Source organism: Ningiella algicola (assembly GCF_028401415.2).
In the GTDB taxonomy this organism is placed as follows: Bacteria; Pseudomonadota; Gammaproteobacteria; order Enterobacterales; family Alteromonadaceae; genus Glaciecola.
This window is the reverse complement of the sequence record NZ_CP171821.2, coordinates 1994156-2012895: the sequence shown is the minus strand read 5'-3', so window position 1 is coordinate 2012895 and position 18740 is coordinate 1994156. Positions and strand designations below refer to the sequence as shown.

Genomic DNA, 18740 nt, shown 5'->3' with positions numbered 1-18740 from the left:
ATGACGATTTACGAAATTATTATTTTGGCAATTATTCAGGGTTTAACTGAGTTTTTGCCAATATCAAGCTCGGCCCACCTGATACTGCCTGAAGAAATTTTGGGTTGGAGCAGTCATGGCCTTGCCTTTGACGTTGCAGTGCACGTAGGAAGCCTGCTTGCGGTAATGATTTACTTTCGACACGATATTATTCGATTAATTGCTGCGTGGTTTTCGTCAGGCTTCTCGTCTCAGCAAACGGTTGATAGTCGACTGGCATGGTGGGTCATTATTGGCACTATACCAGCGGGCTTATTTGGTTTTTTAATGAAAGACTGGATAGAGCTTAATGCCCGCTCTGCTTTACTTATTGCAACAACGACTATCGTTTTTGGGCTCTTGCTTTGGTACGCAGATGCAAAAGCCACTCAGCGTAAGCAATTAGATAAAATTACGTTCAAAGATACGATTGTTATTGGCATTGCGCAGGCTATGGCGATTATCCCTGGCACATCGCGCTCAGGGGTGACCATGACCGCTGGCTTAATGTTGGGCCTTGACAGAGAGAGTGCTGCGCGTTTTTCCTTCTTGCTCTCAATGCCCATTATTCTAGCCGCAGGCCTCTTTTCTACCCTCGATTTGGTTCAAGCGGAACAAGCGGTTGAATGGTCGGCCTTGCTTTACGGAGCCGGGTTTTCGTTTGTGGCGGCTTACTTATGTATACATCTGTTTTTGAGCTGGATATCACGCATTGGTATGTTGCCTTTTGTGATATACCGTTTAATACTGGGTGGGATACTCTTAGTGTTTGTGTTTGCTTAGAGCGTGTTTATCAGCATGGCATAAAGAGCCGAAAAATAAAGAGGAAAGCGCTTATGTCTGAAACAATCTTCACAAAAATTATTAATAAAGAAATTCCTGCCGATATATTGTTTGAAGACGATAGGGTGTTAGCGTTTAAGGATATTAATCCACAAGCGCCAGTACATTTTTTAGTGATCCCAAAAAAGGCGATTGCCACAACGAACGATATCGCGCAAGAAGATGAAGCTTTGGTTGGCTACATGCATCGCATTGCAGCGAAAGTATCGGCAGATTTGGGCGTTGCAAATGATGGGTATCGCACTGTGATGAATTGCAATAAGCATGGTGGTCAAACGGTATACCATATTCACTTACATGTATTGGCAGGTAAAGCTTTGGGTTGGCCTCCATATCAATCTAAATTAAAGATTGAATAGCGCTGTAATGGTCTTCAGGTATGTGATTGATAAAGCGCTCAGCCCGCTCTAGGCAATTCGTCGTATAGCGAGTGTGGATGCAATGTAAAGGTATCGCTTTCTATACTTTTCCTTTATATTCTAAACATTCAATCACATGTTGTTGCACTACACTACAGCGTTAAAACTCAATTCCGCTTAGTGAACCAGACTCTTAAAAAGGCCGACAAATGTCTACTCAAAATGCATTACTTACCATCCTTGTTGAAAAAATAAATAACGACACTTTAGTTCTGCCTACTTTACCCGCCATTGCACTGAAAGTGCGCCGAGCGGCGGATGACCCAAATATCAACTTAAACAAAATGGCAGATGTGATTGGGCAAGACCCATCGCTAAGCGCGAGGATGATTAAAATCTCAAACTCTGCTTATTTAGGAAGAGAGATTAAGGTGACTTCCACTAATCAGGCGGTAACACGAATCGGTCTTGCACAGGTGAAAAATATTGCTACTGCACTTGCCATGGAACAGCTTTTTGTTTCCAAAAATGAGATCGTAAAAAAATACATGGCGCAAAAGTGGACGGACATCATCAATATCGTAGGCAATGCAATGGCAGTGCTAGCGGTATATCAGAAAAAGAATAACGATAAAAAGCTAAGCTTCGACACCATGACTTTGGCTGCATTGGTTGCTGACATAGGCGCGTTACCGGTACTGACTGAAGCCGAACGTCACGACAGCGTGTTTGCCAATCCCACGTTTTTAGATGTGGCGATAAACAGACTCGCCGGCCGAATTGGCGGAAGCATTATGCGTGAATGGAAGTTCAATGATGTGTTCATTGAATGCGCAGAACACTGGCGAAATCCACAGTATGTGAAGTCTGAAGTCAGCTATATTGACTTTGTCAGAGTAGGCGGCGCATTGGCTAACTTGATTGATAATCCGGATGATATTCTAACAAGTGCGGGTTCGCGAGGCGTATTCGACGATATCGACGAACTTCAAAATGCAGAGTTCCAAGACTTAAGAGATAACGCGAAAGCCTTATTTATGTAGACACTTGCACATTAGCATCCTGAACTGTTCGTTCAGGATGCTGCTCGTTGACCCCATAATAAAATGTATTAGTCTTCCTCTAGCGCGAATATGGCGCCCAAGTCCTTCACAAAAGCATCAATCTCACTTACAAACAAAGTAAAGTCTGCATCAAGGCGTGCGTGCATGTCTTCTTTACTAATGTCTTCATTTTCTTGGATGACAAGATCAGTAAACTTCAGTCGCTTAATCGACAAGTCTTCGGTGATCAAACAACTGAGCCTTTCTTTATACTGAATCGCAATTTTTTGCACCCATTTGCCAGCCTGAATATGCGCAAGAATCTCGTCGGCATCTAAATCTTGATGCTTACAACGAATAATTCCGCCGTCATCTGCGGGAGACTTAAACTCTGCCTCATCCAAAAGCTCAATACCTTCAGGCGCATCTTTGAGCAACCAACTGGTTAACACCTCTTGCTGTTGCGACTTCGCAAAAGGCACAACGGGTAGAGACCCTACACATTTACGAAGGCAAGCAAGTAGGACTTCCGCGCTACCATCGGAGCTAGCATCCACAACCATGATTTGCTCTGACAAACTAATATAGGCATTAACAAAGCCATGCTTTGCGAAGGCGCGTGGAAGCATGGTTTGAATAATGTCTTCTTTCATTTCTTTCTGTACTTTTTTGCCAACAGGCGTGCCCGTTTCTTGCTCTATTTGCGACACTTTTTCCGCCAGCTCAGCATTGACCACGCTAGAGGGAAGGATTTTTTCCTCGCGCTTTAATCGAAACCATACTGCATCCCCGGCCCAATGAAACAGCTGTGCATCATCACTGGCATCACCAGAAATCGGGGCAACAAAGCCCATACTCGATATCTCTTGAGATGAACAATGTCGAAAGGGCATGGCTTGCATCATGGATTGCAATGCATTTTGTTCAAGTTCAAACGCCTGAGTGAAGCGATACAGTTTTAGATTTTTAAACCACATTAATATAGAAACCTTGAAAAGAGGAAACGGAAAATGACGCGAGAGGCTAACAGACCACCTTGGCTTGGTCAAAGGCAAAAGTAAAAAGTGGGTTACTTGTAGAAGGTTGTAACAAATAGATGAGCTTAATTGGCAGGCGGGGCAGGTAGCTAGCGTTTGAAAGCGTCGAAGTCATGGACGACTTCGCCGAGCGCCCATGGATGGGTTTACAGCGGCTTTCAAACGCTAGCTACCTGCCCCGCCTACCAATTAAGCGGTCTCAAAATCAGCAAGCTGTAGCAAGGCTGTATCAATCCAAAATGCGAATAGCTTGACATCTTTTGCGCATTGTTTCATAAAACTGTCACAGAGCGCTCTAATAATACGGTCAATTTTTATGACACGAGTGAAAAAGATGTCACGCAAGATACTCTTAGTTGAGGATGAAGCGCCAATCAGAGATATGCTTAGCTTTGTGCTAGAGCAGGCTGGTTTTGTGGTGGATGAAGCGGAAGATTACGATGTCGGCCTTGAAAAAATTAAAGAGCCTTATCCTGACCTTATATTGCTAGATTGGATGTTGCCCGGCGGCAGTGGCGTGCAGCTTGCCAAAAAACTCAAGAGCCACGAGTTTGCGAAAGACATTCCGGTGATTATGCTTACGGCTCGCGGCGAAGAAGATGACAAAATCCGAGGCCTTGAGGCGGGTGCAGACGATTATGTCACCAAACCCTTCTCGCCCAAAGAGCTAATTGCGCGAATAAAGGCGGTTATGCGCCGCGTAACACCCACTTCAAAAGAAGAGCCTATTGAGTTCAATGGACTCGTGCTTGAGCCCGTGTCACACCGAGTAACTAGCAATGACGACCCTGTGGAGATGGGACCTACCGAGTTCAAACTTCTGCACTTTTTTATGACACACCCTGAGCGCGTTTACAGCCGGGAACTTTTGCTTGATAATGTTTGGGGCACTAATGTTTATGTGGAAGACAGAACGGTTGATGTGCACATTAGACGACTAAGAAAAGCAATTTCCAAGCACGGCCACGACAGCATGATTCAGACCGTACGCGGCTCAGGCTATCGCTTCTCGAATAAAATATAAGCATGTACTACTCCCAGTCTTGGTCAAGGACGCTACTGTACTTTACCTTGCTACTCAGCATAGCGATGATCGTGGGCGCGTACATCGATGATGTGAGTTTAGCGCTTCTGTGTTTACTTGGCGGTCTGCTTGCTTATAACTATGTGCATTTGTATCGACTGACTAAGTGGCTTTGGCAAAGCCGCACGATGTCGCCTCCGTCGGCTCCAGGAATTTGGCATCATATATACGAGGGAATTTATTTTCTCCAGCGCCGTAACCGAACCAAACGCAAAAATCTTGGTGAGTTAGTTAAGCGCTTTAGAGAAGGTTCGGAAGCTCTGCCGGACGCGGTAGTAGTGATTGATAATCAAGCCCGAATTATGTGGTGTAATCGCAATGCTCGCATTGAACTTGGTTTGCGTTGGCCAGAAGATAACGGGCGTCGAATTGACAATTTAGTGAGGCACCCTAAGTTTATTGAATTTTTGGAAAGTGATGATCACCACTATCCAGTGGAAATACCCGCGCCAACCAATCCACACAAAACATTTGAATACCGAATGATGGAATACGGTGAAGACCAATTGTTACTCATTGCGCGAGACGTGTCGCGAGTGTCGCATCTAGAAGAGATGCGCAAAGACTTTGTTGCGAATGTGTCTCACGAGCTTAAAACCCCACTTACGGTAATTAACGGCTATTTAGAGGTGCTAGCGAGCAGTACAGAAGATTCTGAGCCCATCGTCGACAAAGCTATCAATGAAATGGGAACACAGACCCGCCGCATGCAAAACTTGATAGAAGATTTGCTCGTACTCTCGCGTATTGAAGCAAGCTCAGAACGCATCTTTGAAAAAACCATCGATATGCAGGGCATGTTAAAACAAATTGAGATGGAAACTGCGGCATTAAACAAAGAAAGGCAACACGATATTCGTTTCAAAGTTGATCCTGAACTAAAAGTCTTCGGTGTTGAGACTGAAATGCGAAGTGCATGCTCGAATCTTATTTTTAATGCAATGCACTACACGCCGAATAAGGGCAAAATCGAAGTAGTTTGGAAGCGTAAGGCAAACGGTGCTTTTTTTGCAGTAAAAGACAATGGCGACGGCATTGAAGAAAAGCATCTTCGTCGCTTAACCGAACGTTTTTATCGAATCGACAAGGCGCGCTCTCGTAAAACCGGTGGATCAGGCTTAGGCTTGTCGATTGTAAAACACGTGCTGCATCATCATAACAGTGGTCTAGAGGTTGATAGTAAGGTAGGTAAAGGAAGCGAGTTTTCGTTTATGCTGCCCTCAGAACTGATTGCGGTGGATTATGAGAGTTAAATCTTTATTAATTAACCTGAATCCTGTTTAAGGAATGGTGCAAGCGCTTGTTTTACATGCTTAAATATATTTTTACACTCAGTGCTGCTAGAATTGTGAAGTACAAGGCGCAAAAGTCACGTAATAGTTATTCTATTGCTGGCTTTTGCAACGCAGTAATTCGCAATTCTAGCGGTACTGAGCGCCGTTTCTTAAACAGGATTCGGGTTAATTACTGGGCTTTGCATTGCAAAGCGTGCGGCTGCGCGAGGCGCACAAGCGGATGAATAAAGTCAGCACCATATTCGCCATATTCTCTTTAAGCTTGTTTCAAAGCCTGCTTTATAAGGTCAGCGCGCAGACACCAAATGTGCCGCCATTAGTTTTACCAACAACGGCCGCACATATCTCAAGCGATGAGCAATTTGATGATGAGTATCGCGCCACGCCAGGCGTGTACGGCAATATCACTTCAATTGGCTCAGATACTCTAGCCAACTTAGTTTCCTTGTGGGCAGAACGCTTCCAGCGTTTTTATCCGCATGTCAAATTTCAAATTCAGGCCTCAGGGTCTGCCACAGCATCACAAGCCTTGACCCAAGGCACGGCCAGTATAGGACCCATGTCTCGCGAATTAACGCCAAGCGAAATTCAAGCTTTCACACAACGATATGGATATCCGCCTACAGTGCTCATTGTAGCTATTGATGCGATGGCAATTTATGTTGAAAAAAACAACCCGCTCAGCCGTCTAAGCGTTCAGCAAGTGGATGCGATATTTTCAATGACACGATTTTGCGGTGCGCCAGCGCGAATAGACCGATGGCGTCAACTTGGCATCGACAAGTTTGGTGATAATCGAAAGATTCAAGTCTTCGGAAGAAACTCTGCTTCAGGCACCTATGACTTATTTAAAGGTTTGGCACTGTGCGATGGTGACTACGACATGGCGGTAAATGAAATGCCTAGCTCGTCGTCGGTTGTGCAGTCGGTGGCATCGAGTGTTGGCGGCATTGGCTATGCAGCACTTGGGCACGGCAACACAGAAGTAAAGGCGCTTGCCATCAGTCAAAACGACATGACATTCTATGAGCCTAACGATGACAATATTCGTAATAACAAGTACCCGTTTACGCGTTATTTATACGTAGTGGTGAACAAGCCGCCTGGCGAATCATTGCCAAATCTTGAGCGTACGTTCTTAAATTTTGTGCTTTCAGATGAAGGGCAAAAAATTGTGTCAGACAGCAACTATTATTCCGTCTCAGGCCGGCTCCTTGAGCGTCAACGCCGCGTAATTAGAAAAAATTAAAATTCAATTAAATCAATAATTTATTCATTATTAAACTTTTGTGACATTGTTCAGATGTAACAAATCTGTCACTTTCCTGCGTTAATCTCGTTCGCGTTTTGTATAACAACATTTATATATTCGGAGAACTAGAATGAAAGTGAAGGGATTGTTTAAGTCCTCGACATTGGCTGCAGCGGTTTTATTGGCTGCATGTGGTGGGGATATAAATATTTCAGAAGGTGACGTGGATAACAGCACGGTAATCAACAATCCGCCTCCTACAACTCCCCCTACTACACCTCCAACAACGCCTCCAACTACACCGACGGGACCGACCTCCGCTTTGGAGCAAGGCTTGGCGACAGACGTGTCAGCTCAATTTCCTGAAATTACGGATAAACCTGTCTACCGACTCTCCGAAAACACCACTTTTGTCGAAGATGTAAGCTTGACTAACGATGCGCACTGGGTGCTTGACGGTCGAACAGCCGTAGGTGGAGACAACGAAAACTCTGCGACGCTTTTTATTCAGGAAGGCACCACCATATTTGGTGAAGAAGGTGAAGATTTCCTGGTCGTTCGCAGAGGTTCACAAATTGAGGCGGATGGCACGTCTGCAGCACCGATTGTATTTACTTCGGTACAGGACATTACCGGTCAAGAAACGGGAATTGGCCAATGGGGCGGTTTAGTGCTGCTAGGTCGCGCACCAGCAAATTCCTGTGGTGACCAAGTGGGTGATACTACCGCAGAAGAGCTTGAAAACTGTGGTATTAGCGCAGAAGGTGACGCTGGCCAGTTCGGTGGCACTATATCAGATGATGACTCAGGTGTTTTACGATACGTTTTGGTTAAGCACGCTGGACGAACTTTAGGCAACGGTGATGAACTCAACGGAATTTCTTTTGCCGGTGTAGGTTCAGGCACTACGGTTGAATACATCCAAGTTCACCAAAATTTAGACGATGGCGTAGAATTTTTCGGTGGCACAGTTAATGTAAAATATGTCGTGCTGACAGATATTGGTGACGATAGTTTAGACTGGTCTTTTGGTTGGACGGGTCAAGCCCAATATGTCTACATACAGCAAAGCGCGGGCGACGGTGATAATGCAATTGAAGCTGATAATAGTGAGTTTGATGCCTCTGCCTTACCGCTTACCAAACCAGCCATTTCCAATGTGACGATTGTCGGTGCCGATGACACCAACGGTGTACGCCTGCGTGCTGGCACAGCGGGGAATTTAACCAACTTATTGGTTACCGGGCCAACCGGTTATGATAATTGTTTGCGCGTCAACGGCGATGAGTCTGCCGCCAATGCAGCGAATGGTGAGCTTACAATGACCGGTTCAATCATCGCTTGTGAAGACCCAGCGGACAACTTCAATGATCAAGCGATTGGCGGTGGCGATACTCAGTCGTGGTTTTTAGGTCAAGCTGGCAATCAGGTGCTCACTCAAAGTGCGCTGGGTCTGGATGCAGATGGCTACACTCCTATCAGCGGCTCGTTACTGTTGAATTCTGGCACTAACCCCCGTGATATCCGCAGCAGTTTTGATGACGCAAGATACATCGGCGCATTCGATGGTCAAATCAACTGGATGGAGGGGTGGACGGTAGGCGTTAACGGTGGCTTCCCTGCAGATGTCCAAAATGCTTTTGAACAAGGCCTTGCAAGCGATGTATCCTCTGAGTTTACGCAAATAACTGATAAGCCTGTTTATCGCTTAGATGCCGATACTACGTTTATCGAAGATGTGACCTTTACCAATGATGCACATTGGATATTATCGGGCCGAACTGCTGTTGGCGGTGATAACGAAGACAGTGCCGTGCTATTTATTGAAAATGGCACTACCGTGATTGGTGAGGAAGGCGAAGACTTTCTCGTCGCGAGGCGAGGGTCTCGTATCGAAGCACTTGGTACTGCAACATCGCCTATCACAATGACTTCAATTCAGGACGTGACAGGACAAGAAACCGGGATTGGTCAATGGGGCGGCCTAGTATTGCTTGGAAACGCGCCGGCTAATTCATGTGGTGACCAAGTGGGCGAGACTACTGCAGAGGAGTTAGCTAACTGCGGCGTAAGCGCGGAAGGAGATGCGGGTCAGTTCGGCGGTTCTAATCCAGAAGATAACTCAGGCACTCTCAATTACGTTATTGTAAAACATGCAGGCAGAACGCTAGGTAATGGCGATGAACTCAACGGTATTTCCTTTGCCGGTGTTGGTTCACAAACCAATGTTAACTACATTCAAGTTCATCAAAATCTTGACGACGGCATCGAGTTCTTTGGCGGCACGGTGAATGTTCGCCACGTGGTTCTCACAGAAATTGGTGATGATTCCTTTGATTGGTCATTCGGTTGGACGGGTAAGGCACAATTTGTGTACATCGTTCAGGGCGATTCGGATGGAGACAACGCATTTGAATCAGACAACAGTGAATTTGACGCTTCAGCAACACCGCTGACCAATCCGACTGTAGCCAATGTTACCATTCTAGGTGCAACTGATACCAACGGAGTCAGACTACGAGCAGGAACGGCAGGTAGCTTGAAAAACTTTGTTATCACCGGACCTGTGGGTTACGCAAATTGTTTGCGAATCAACGGCGATGAAGCGCAGGCAAACGCAACAGCGGGTAGTCTAAGTATCACCAACAGTATTGTGGCATGTTCACCGGACGCACAATTTGGAGACGATTTTACCCAAGGTATTTTTACCTCAGAATCAAGTAACCAAGTGTTTGACTCTAGTGACGAGCTTAACCTTGCAGCAGATGGCAGAACGCCACAAGCAAGCTCACCGTTGCTAGGTGCAGGGGCAGACTTGTCTCAAGACGATAGCTATTTTATTGCTACAGACTACATTGGCGCCTTTGACGGGCAAAACGACTGGACCGCAGGCTGGGCCTTTGGTTTAAGCGGTGGATTCCCAGATAACATTCAAAACGCATTTGAACAGGGACTTGCAACGGATGTCTCTACAAGCTTTGCATCTGTCAACGACAAACCCGTATATCAACTAAACCTAGATACAACCTTTGTGAATGACGTAACCCTTACCAATGATGCACATTGGGTCATCAGTGGCCGCACAGCAGTGGGAGGAGACAATACCGATTCAGCAGTTTTATACATTGAGGCGGGAACCACGATCATCGGGCAAGAGGGTGAAGACTTTCTCGTCGCTCGCCGAGGGTCAAAAATTGAAGCATTGGGAAGAGCTGACGCGCCTATTGTAATGACTTCTGTGCAAGATTTTACTGGGCAGGAAACCGCACAAGGACAATGGGGTGGTTTAGTACTGTTGGGTCGAGCACCTGCCAACTCATGCGGAGATCAAGTAGGTGAGACTACCGAAGTTGAGTTAAACAACTGCGGTATTAGCGCAGAAGGTGACGCAGGGCAATTTGGTGGTAATATGCCTAACGATGATTCAGGCACACTTAACTACCTTGTGGTTAAACACGCCGGTCGAACGCTGGGTAATGGCGACGAGTTAAATGGTATTTCCTTCGCAGGAGTAGGATCAGGCACCTCAGTTGACTACATTCATGTTCATCAAAACTTAGATGACGGTATCGAATTCTTTGGTGGCTCGGTGAACGTTAAACACGTTGTATTAACTGCAATTGGCGATGACTCTTTTGACTGGTCATTTGGCTGGACGGGTAAAGCGCAGTTTGTGCTGATCAAACAAGATGATTCAGGCGACAATGCTTTTGAAGCAGACAATAGTGAGTTTGACGCTGCCGCGACGCCCTTAACCAATCCTAGCATTGCAAATGTAACAGTAATTGGAGATGTGGGTGCCAATGGTGTTCGTTTGAGAGCAGGTACAGCGGGTTCTCTTTGGAACTTTGTAGTAACCGGAGCAAACGGTTATGAAAACTGTCTACGCGTAAATGGCGATGAAGCACAGGCGAATGCGAGTGCCGGCAGTTTATTCATGGCAAACTCCATTGTTGCCTGTGGTGATAATAATTTCGATAGCGACTTTAGCTCAAACTTTTTCACACAAGATGATACCAACAGAACCTTAGCCAACGATGCGCTTGGTTTAGCTGCTAATGGTTATCAACCATTAAGCGACTCCGTTTTGTTGAATGGAGGAGCGGATCCATCAGCCGTTGACAGTTTCTTTGATAGCGTGGACTACATTGGTGCAATGAACGCAAGCAATGATTGGACGCAAGGCTGGGTCACAGTAGGGCTCGACAATTAAGCAGTCGTATTAGGAATTATCATCCCGAGGAGCTTATTTTACATGGGTCTTAGTTCAATTAATGTCTTACCGCGGTCAGTATCATCAAGGTCCGCGGTATGCCAAGCGGTGCTGCTTAGTCTTATGCTAAGCACTACCTCGCTAACAAGCTTTGCACAAAGCGATGAAGATGATGCTATTGAAGAAGTAGTGACTACCGGTACTCGCTTAAAAGGCAGTGCGGCAGCGGTGTTGCAAGAGCGTCAAAATCAAGCTTTTGTTGCTGATATTTTAGGTGCAGATCAAATATCAAGAACCGGTGATTCAGATGCCGCTGGAGCGCTTCGGCGTGTGACGGGCTTAACGCTTGTCGACGGCAAATTCATTTATGTGCGCGGGCTGGGCGAGCGTTACTCCAGCACCCAACTCAATGGAATGGGCGTACCAAGTCCGGATCCTACTCGCTCGGTTGTACCTCTGGATTTATTTCCCGCTGACATCATTGAAAGTTTGAGCGTGCAAAAGTCGTTTTCACCTGATATGCCCGCGCATTTTGGGGGCGGTAACGTGAACGTGCGCACCAAAACGATACCAAACGATTTCGTTTTTAGAGTTTCAGGCAGTATTGGAAGCAACACGAATAACTCTGAAGATGGTCAGTTCTATAGTGGTGGTGGTCAAGATTGGTCAGGCAGAGATGATGGCACGCGCGGTCTTCCCGCGATCATTTACAATAATCTTGAAGAAGCCCAATCAGATGACGGTATTGAAGGTGGTGCAAACTTTCCGCTTAACCTAGTGCAGCGCCAGCAGCTCTTAAACTCAATGTACTGGGATATTGGTCCTGAGCAGAAATCATTGGACCCAGACTTTGGGATCGGCGCAACGCTTGGTAATATCTATGATATCGGCGACGAAAGTCAAATTGGCTTCTTATCGACTCTCTCCTATGACAACTCATGGAAGGTAGAAGATCAGTTTAACGGCACCAACTTAGGTACAGTCGGCTGTGCTGATTTGCCAGAAGAAGATGTAAATGACGGTAAGTGTTTTGCACAAAGTTTCGAAGGTATTGCCACCGAACAGCAGGTGAACTGGAGTGCCATGTTCAATGTGGGATATGAATACGATTCAAACAATCGAATTGAAATTACCAACGTGCTTTTGCATGACATGCGAGACAGAGTGCGCGTGCGTGATTTTGTGGATGTGAATGAGACCGTGTTTGGCGACACTGAATTCACGCGTGTTGATATGCTCTTTGAAGAGCGTCGCATGAATTCAAATCAAATTAAGGGGACGCACAATTTCCCTAAACTCGCTAATACTTACTTTGATTGGTACTATGGTACAAGTCGCGCCCGCCGCCAACAGCCTGGCAGTTTAGACTTGGTGTATCAACTTAATTTTGACAACGGCGTGTTTGAAAGCCAGCAACTTCAGGATGTATCGGCAACCGCTGTTCAGCGTGACTTCCAAACACTAAGAGATGTCTCTGATTCTGGCGGCTGGAACTTTGGCTATCCTATATTCGCATCCGGTTTGGAATTTGAATTTAAAGCTGGAGCAGACTTTTTTAGTAAAGCCCGAACGGCAGACAATTTATCCATCGATGTTCCTCATAGAGCGATTGCCGATGCGGCCACATTTGGCGATCGCATTAATGAAATATTCTCCCCTGAAAACCTGCTTAGCGCAGAGTTTTATCAAAGCGCAAGCGGCGCAGGGATCTTAGAATCAGGTGTGGCAGATGGAGATAAGTTTGCTGCAGGCACCAAAATTGATGCCTTTTACATGATGGCGGATGCCTTCATCGACAACACATGGCGCATCAGCGGCGGTGTTCGTTATGAAGACTTCAGGCAAATATCAGTGCCGTTTACGGCACATGCAAATACGTTTTCCATAGAGGGAGAAGAGATAGAGGAAATCGCCTTTCAGGAAGACGACTTTTTCCCATCACTTGCCCTAACGTATTTAATGGATGCCCAGATGCAGTTTAGGCTTAACATTAGCCAAACTGCGATTCGTCCAGACTTGCGTGATATCAGTACCACCTTTTTTATCGACCCACTCACTGAGTTTTTAGTACGTGGCTCGCCGCTGTTGCAAAGCTCAAAGTTAGACAATATCGACTTTCGCTGGGAATGGTATAAGGCAGATGGCAATAACGTATCGGTCGCGCTTTTTTATAAAGATATTGAAACCCCGATTGAGCTTGTTGAGCTTGGTACAGTAGGCGGAGCCGCGCCTAATTTGCTGACTGCTAACGGCGAATCGGGCGAGCTGTACGGGGTAGAAATGGAGTTTCTACAAGACCTAAACTTCATTAGCGATAAGCTTGCTAACTTTTACATGAGCGGAAACTTAACACTGTCTGACTCTGAAGTGACCCTTGGCGCAGTGGATGATGATGAAATTTCATTATTTGAAGAGCAGCTTCTTGATGCTTTGGATGCCACCAGTGCATCAAACATCGTAACTAACAATACTCGCCGTTTGGTGGGGCACTCTGAATGGGTAGCAAATCTGCAACTTGGTTATGATTCAGACAACGGCGAGCACACAGCTACGTTGGTGTACAACGCCTTTGGCCCACGCATTATTGTGCCAGGCACGCGTGGTAACCAAGACGCGGAAGAAGAGACCTTTCACTCCCTAGATTTGATTTACACTTATTTCCCCAACTTTAAGTCTTCGCTGAAAATCAGCGTGAAAAACATCTTAAATCAAGATAAGCAAATCACTCAAGAGGGCTTAAATCTGCTGTTTGAGGAAGAGGGTATTTCGTTTAGCCTTGGTTACTCTTGGGAGTTTTAGTGATTGAGATAATAAGCGCCTTCCATGTGTATTATCGCGTAGGTGTATAGACAAATTGATATTACAAACGCTGGTGTATCAATTTGTCTTTAAAGTCAGGATTTATCTTGCCGGTTTTTATGATGTCAGTATGAGTCTGGTGCCACTGAATGTCGCGCCACATTCCTTTGAACTGCGGACCGCAAAAGTTGCTTGTGGCAATGGCAAGCCATTGCGCGCTTTTCGAGGCTTCAATCGTCCCAATGGAGCAAAGCTCTTTTACCCAGTCCCACTCAAGCATGGGCCAGTCTTTGTAATCAACAGGCCCCCAGCATTCGGTTGTTATCAGAGGCAACTGCTTAGATTGGGCAACCTGAGCGGCATCTTGAATCATTGAGCGCAAACCGGCATCCCAATAGTCCTTTTTTTCTAAATACATGCGCCTGGCGTTCTGCGCCATGTTGTTGTAGCTATCTTCATTAAAGCGGTCATAGTTGTAGCCAATCTGTTTATAAAACTCGCCTCGATTATATTGCGCCATCCATATATGCGGGTCTGCAAAATCAACGAATGACAGGTCTTTCTCGACCACTTTCTCGTGATTTCTAAAGTCGAATGAGAAGCTCACAGGCAGACTGGGATAAGCCTCTCGAACGACCGTTATCGCATCTTGCATCCATTTCATAGATACGTCGGTATACCATACTCCCCAAGTTTGTTCTGGCGGGTCGTTGGTGAAAAACGGCGCCCATGAATCCCCCGGCCATTCGTTACATAAGTCCACACAGAATACAGTATCGAGTAATCCAGCATCTTCAATCGACTTTACGGTCTCAATCCACTGTTGTGCCATTATTTGAGGGGTTTTTATATTCATGCGCACGTTGTCGGTATCTTCTCGATACCACGTCGATATGGCTACTTTTACTTTATACTTTGCACATTTCTCAAGAAACTGATTAAGCGCAGGTTGCACTTGCACTTTCACTGCGCCTGGCGCGCCCCAATGTTGAACTGACCATACGGGTTTTAGGATCCACTCTTTTGTTGGGTTGGTAGCAATAAGGTGAGGATAGACATCAATACGAATCGCGTTATAGCCTCGCTCTACAAGCTCACTCAGTGCTCTATCCCAATCCTCATATCCAGCCCCGGGCCAGCGCCTTTCTAACCATGAGAAATCCCACATGGTAATCGCGAGCGGTTTTACAGACGGTGAGCTATGCGCTTTTGATAGGTCTTTTGTATAAGCGCTCGGTATAATGAGAGATGAACCGAACATAGCTGAGCTTTTCACAAAATCGCGTCTATCCAAAGCAGTATCCTCAATAAAAATGTGTCGTCATTATATTGTTAGCACGGAAATAGACTGTTGTGAACGGCTTTTGCAGGGCCAATGGGATTGCAAAGCATTAAGTGCGTTTGAAAATGGCGTTGTACTGACACCATCTAGTGCATTGAGCGTTATCGCGGTTGCCATAAGCGTACTTAGGCTATGCGCAAAAGGTTTTTTACGAATATGGTAGTCCACATCATAAAAAACACCGCTATCTTCTTCGGATAGCGCCACGCTTTGCAAGTTATGTAGCCAAGGATTGTTAAGCCACAGTCGCTTTGCTTTTCGCCATGTGCCATCTAACACAATTACATAGGAAAGGTCTGCACTGCTTTGACATACCTCACGCAATGATACGGCATTTTCCGATGGAAAGAGCACCAACACTTTGTCTTGATAGCGAGGGCCCAAATTATGAAGTTCGGCTATGACAGAGTCAAAATCAATCGGGAACTCACCTACTGAAATTGAGCAATTCGCTACAAGTAACTGCAGCAGACGCGCTGTGTTTTTTGCATGTTCGTTTTCTTTTGGGTCTTGAAGGATACGAACATTCATAGTCGTCGAAACGGGTGCAATCCCACTGCAAACACATGTTCGCAGTGGGTATTGGCATCTTGGACAATAAGCTCGACCCGCTTTTGGCATGTTTACATCTACATCAGAAGTTTACGCTAGTTTAGCGCAACACGCCCTAGTGAGGAGCATTAAATTGAACTAGCGTGTACTTATGTTCTGAAAAATGAAACTTCCTCTAGACACTCCGCAGATTCAACGACCTGATTATGCGCCTGATGCTTAATACTGTTCTGTGCCACCGTGTTTTCACCTGCTCTGTCTTTAATGCTCGTGACGTTGACGGTGATGTGTTCACATGTTGTTGTTTGCTCTTCGGCGCCGGTTTTCACCTGCACATTCAGCTGTGCCACTTGGTCAATGGCTTCGTTTATCTTTTCGTAGGCCTGTGCAGCAGAATCGGTTAACGATACCACATCAATAGATTTTTGATTCGACTCATCAATCACACCCACCACGTTTGATGCACCTAATTGCACCATGCTCACAATATCTGTAATGCGAGCGGTCGATTCTTGCGTGCGCTGGGCGAGCTGTCTTACTTCATCAGCGACCACTGCAAATCCCCTTCCTTGCTCGCCTGCGCGGGCAGCTTCAATGGCTGCATTGAGTGCTAATAAGTTGGTTTGTTCGGCAATGCCTTGAATGACGGAAACAATGTCGGCGATGCCTTTACTGTCCTCGTCAAGTTTGTTGACCACTTCCATTGCATCGCTTAGCTTACCCGCTAATGTTTGCATTGACGTTTTCGCTTCATTGATGATTTTAGTGCCGTTTTTAACCTGCGTTTCAGCTTCGCTACTGCTTTGCTGAGCGCTCGCGGCATTTTGTGTAATTTGAATGCTACTGGCGGTCATCTCTTCAATTGCTGCCGCCAAACCGTCGGTTTCAGTTTCTTGCGCATGGATTGACTCCTGCGATTCTGAGACAAGTTGCTCGACAGTTTTACTGGTTTGCGACAAGTTAGTCATCGCCGTTTGCACTTTGCTTATAGTGCGGCTGATGGTGCTCATTGAATCCAGTAGCTCACGGCTCAAGGTTGCTAACTCGTCATTACCGCTTACGATGACATTACTTGCAAGCTTACCTTCTTTTAGGTCTCTTACGATTGCGCTGGACGTTTGAATGGAAGAGGTAATTGCGTTTGTTAACCAAAACGCTAAGAAGCCGCTTAGTCCAAGGGCAATTACCATCGCAACGATAGAGATTGTCGCGATAGATGCACGCAAGTCATCTACAATAACTTGCTCTTCAATCAACAATTTTTCAGATAAATTAGATGTATGTTGTGCCTGTTCCAGCATCTCTTTTGCAACAAGCTGAGCTTGTTCGTTATCACTTGTCCATAAACTCACTAGTTGAGCAAAAGACGCCTCATAAGCTTTGAGCGCGTCTTCAATTTTAATCACTTTTATCTGATTTTCTTTGCCTTCGAGCAATAACTCAACTTCGCGAAGATGCTGTTTTGACAAAGCAAGCGTTGATTCAGCAATCTCGACGAACGAATCGTCCCGCAACAGCATAAAGTCAGCTTGAGCAAGTCTGGCTTGATAGAGCTCTGAATCGGCTTTGAGCAAGTTAGAAAATATCTTATCTTGCGTTTCCAATAGTTTTACGCTGCTGACTGCGCCAACCCCCATAAACAGAATGATTACACTTAAACTAGATAACGCTGCTATCAATTTGACTTTTATTTTCATTATATTTCCTTAGTTGAGAGGCAAGGTCTACCTATATTCCAACAGATATCGACAAAGCCGCATCAAAGCTTTAGCAACTTTTCTCGAACAAAATTGTGTGATTACATCGTTTTACTTTAGGTAAGAGCCTGCAGAGAACCATTACAAACAAAGCCTCTGTGAAACACCCTCATTTTCGGCCAAATATGACAGATTTATGAAGACCTTCTTGGAAGTCGGGTTTGTAATAAAACTGTCACAGATAATCCCTATCCTCGCATCTTAAATTTCGGGCAGGCGTAGTTTGCTTGTCAGTAAACTCAATTATCTTATTAGGACTTTGTATGAAGGTGCTTTATCCCCTCATTTTGGCGAGTGCAGTAATTATTAGCAGTGCCTTAGTCAATCCCGCTCTCGCGCAAGAAGACGAATATCTTAATCAAGCCAAAGATACCGCAACTGATATCAATGCCTCAGCTCAACAGTCACAGCAAACCATTGACGGCATTGCAGGGCAAATTGATGACAAGCTTCAGCAATACAAAACGCTGATAAAAGAAATTGAAGGCCTGGAGGTTTATAACGGGCAGTTAAGTAAGCAAATCAACAACCAAATTCAAGAGATGAGCGACTTAAATAGCGCCATTGACGAAGTCAGTGTGATTGAACGTCAAATTACCCCGCTAATGATCAACATGATTGCAGGGCTAGAGCAATTCGTTGCCTTAGACATTCCGTTTTTAGCGCAAGAGCGAAGCGATCGCATTGCTGACTTAAAAGCGATGATGGACAGAGCAAATGTAGCCCCTTCTGAGAAGTTCCGCCGCGTGATGGAGGCCTTTCAAGTTGAAATGGACTACGGGCGCACAATAGAAGCCTACTCAGGCATGCAAAACATTGATGGCGAGGAGCGCGAAGTTGAGTTTTTGCGTATTGGTCGCACCGCTTTGTTATATCAAACGCGTGACGCAGCACAACAAGGCGTCTACAACAAGCAAACTCGCCAGTGGGAAGCCCTTGATTCGAGCTATCGCACGCAAGTGACCAAAGGTTTACGCATTGCCAAGAAACAATTAGCACCCGATTTGTTGATGGTGCCTGTGTCAATCACAGACTAAGGGGATAAAGGATTAAAGCCATGAACAAACTTCAAATGAAAATGCATAGAACATCCTTTTTTGCGCGCGCTTGTCAGTATTTTTGTTATACCGCGAAGCCATTATTCGC

The 18740-nt window shown here is 45.5% G+C and carries 13 protein-coding genes; 9 read left to right on the top strand and 4 right to left on the bottom strand.

Annotated elements, in window-relative coordinates; genetic code table 11:
- From PN836_RS08800 to PN836_RS08790, 3 genes are all read left to right on the top strand, one after another.
- Nucleotides 1-801 (top strand): undecaprenyl-diphosphate phosphatase, encoded by an 801-nt coding sequence (locus PN836_RS08800; RefSeq protein WP_395344862.1) that lies wholly within the window; start codon nucleotides 1-3, stop codon nucleotides 799-801.
- A 53-nt stretch (nucleotides 802-854) separates the two neighbouring features.
- Nucleotides 855-1220 (top strand): histidine triad nucleotide-binding protein, encoded by a 366-nt coding sequence (locus PN836_RS08795; RefSeq protein ID WP_395344861.1) that lies wholly within the window; start codon nucleotides 855-857, stop codon nucleotides 1218-1220.
- Nucleotides 1221-1429: 209 nt separating this feature from the next.
- On the top strand, nucleotides 1430-2263 hold the full coding sequence (locus PN836_RS08790; RefSeq protein ID WP_395344860.1) for an HDOD domain-containing protein: 834 nt from the start codon (nucleotides 1430-1432) through the stop codon (nucleotides 2261-2263).
- 68 nt (nucleotides 2264-2331) lie between these two features.
- Here the strand turns inward: PN836_RS08790 and rdgC are convergent, their stop codons facing one another.
- Nucleotides 2332-3240: a recombination-associated protein RdgC gene (gene rdgC / locus PN836_RS08785; protein ID WP_395344859.1), complete on the bottom strand. Its 909-nt coding sequence runs from the start codon at nucleotides 3238-3240 to the stop codon at nucleotides 2332-2334.
- Nucleotides 3241-3634: 394 nt separating this feature from the next.
- Here rdgC and phoB point away from each other — a divergent pair, with 394 nt between their 5' ends.
- The 5 genes from phoB (at nucleotide 3635) to PN836_RS08760 (ending at nucleotide 13943) form a co-directional block, all read left to right on the top strand.
- The gene (gene phoB, locus PN836_RS08780) at nucleotides 3635-4324 is read left to right on the top strand and encodes a phosphate regulon transcriptional regulator PhoB (RefSeq protein WP_395344858.1); all 690 of its coding nucleotides are present in this window, start codon (nucleotides 3635-3637) and stop codon (nucleotides 4322-4324) included.
- 2 nt (nucleotides 4325-4326) lie between these two features.
- The gene (phoR, locus tag PN836_RS08775) at nucleotides 4327-5637 is read left to right on the top strand and encodes a phosphate regulon sensor histidine kinase PhoR (protein ID WP_395344857.1); all 1311 of its coding nucleotides are present in this window, start codon (nucleotides 4327-4329) and stop codon (nucleotides 5635-5637) included.
- 262 nt (nucleotides 5638-5899) lie between these two features.
- On the top strand, nucleotides 5900-6928 hold the full coding sequence (locus tag PN836_RS08770) for a phosphate ABC transporter substrate-binding protein (RefSeq protein WP_395344856.1): 1029 nt from the start codon (nucleotides 5900-5902) through the stop codon (nucleotides 6926-6928).
- Between the two features lie 133 nt (nucleotides 6929-7061).
- Nucleotides 7062-11144, top strand: coding sequence for a hypothetical protein (locus tag PN836_RS08765; RefSeq protein WP_395344855.1), 4083 nt, complete (start codon nucleotides 7062-7064; stop codon nucleotides 11142-11144).
- A 42-nt stretch (nucleotides 11145-11186) separates the two neighbouring features.
- Nucleotides 11187-13943, top strand: coding sequence for a TonB-dependent receptor domain-containing protein (locus PN836_RS08760; protein ID WP_395344854.1), 2757 nt, complete (start codon nucleotides 11187-11189; stop codon nucleotides 13941-13943).
- Nucleotides 13944-14004: 61 nt separating this feature from the next.
- Here PN836_RS08760 and PN836_RS08755 read toward each other — a convergent pair whose 3' ends face one another.
- The 3 genes from PN836_RS08755 to PN836_RS08745 all read right to left on the bottom strand — a co-directional run bounded on the left by PN836_RS08755 (nucleotide 14005) and on the right by PN836_RS08745 (nucleotide 17534).
- Nucleotides 14005-15237, bottom strand: coding sequence for a cellulase-like family protein (locus tag PN836_RS08755; protein ID WP_395344853.1), 1233 nt, complete (start codon nucleotides 15235-15237; stop codon nucleotides 14005-14007).
- Nucleotides 15238-15267: 30 nt separating this feature from the next.
- Nucleotides 15268-15906, bottom strand: coding sequence for a tRNA-uridine aminocarboxypropyltransferase (locus tag PN836_RS08750; protein ID WP_395344852.1), 639 nt, complete (start codon nucleotides 15904-15906; stop codon nucleotides 15268-15270).
- An 80-nt stretch (nucleotides 15907-15986) separates the two neighbouring features.
- Nucleotides 15987-17534: a methyl-accepting chemotaxis protein gene (locus PN836_RS08745; protein ID WP_395344851.1), complete on the bottom strand. Its 1548-nt coding sequence runs from the start codon at nucleotides 17532-17534 to the stop codon at nucleotides 15987-15989.
- A gap of 323 nt (nucleotides 17535-17857) precedes the next feature.
- Between PN836_RS08745 and PN836_RS08740 the strand changes: the two genes are divergently transcribed.
- Nucleotides 17858-18631 (top strand): DUF3450 domain-containing protein, encoded by a 774-nt coding sequence (locus PN836_RS08740; RefSeq protein ID WP_395344850.1) that lies wholly within the window; start codon nucleotides 17858-17860, stop codon nucleotides 18629-18631.
- The last annotated feature ends 109 nt before the right edge of the window (nucleotides 18632-18740 follow it).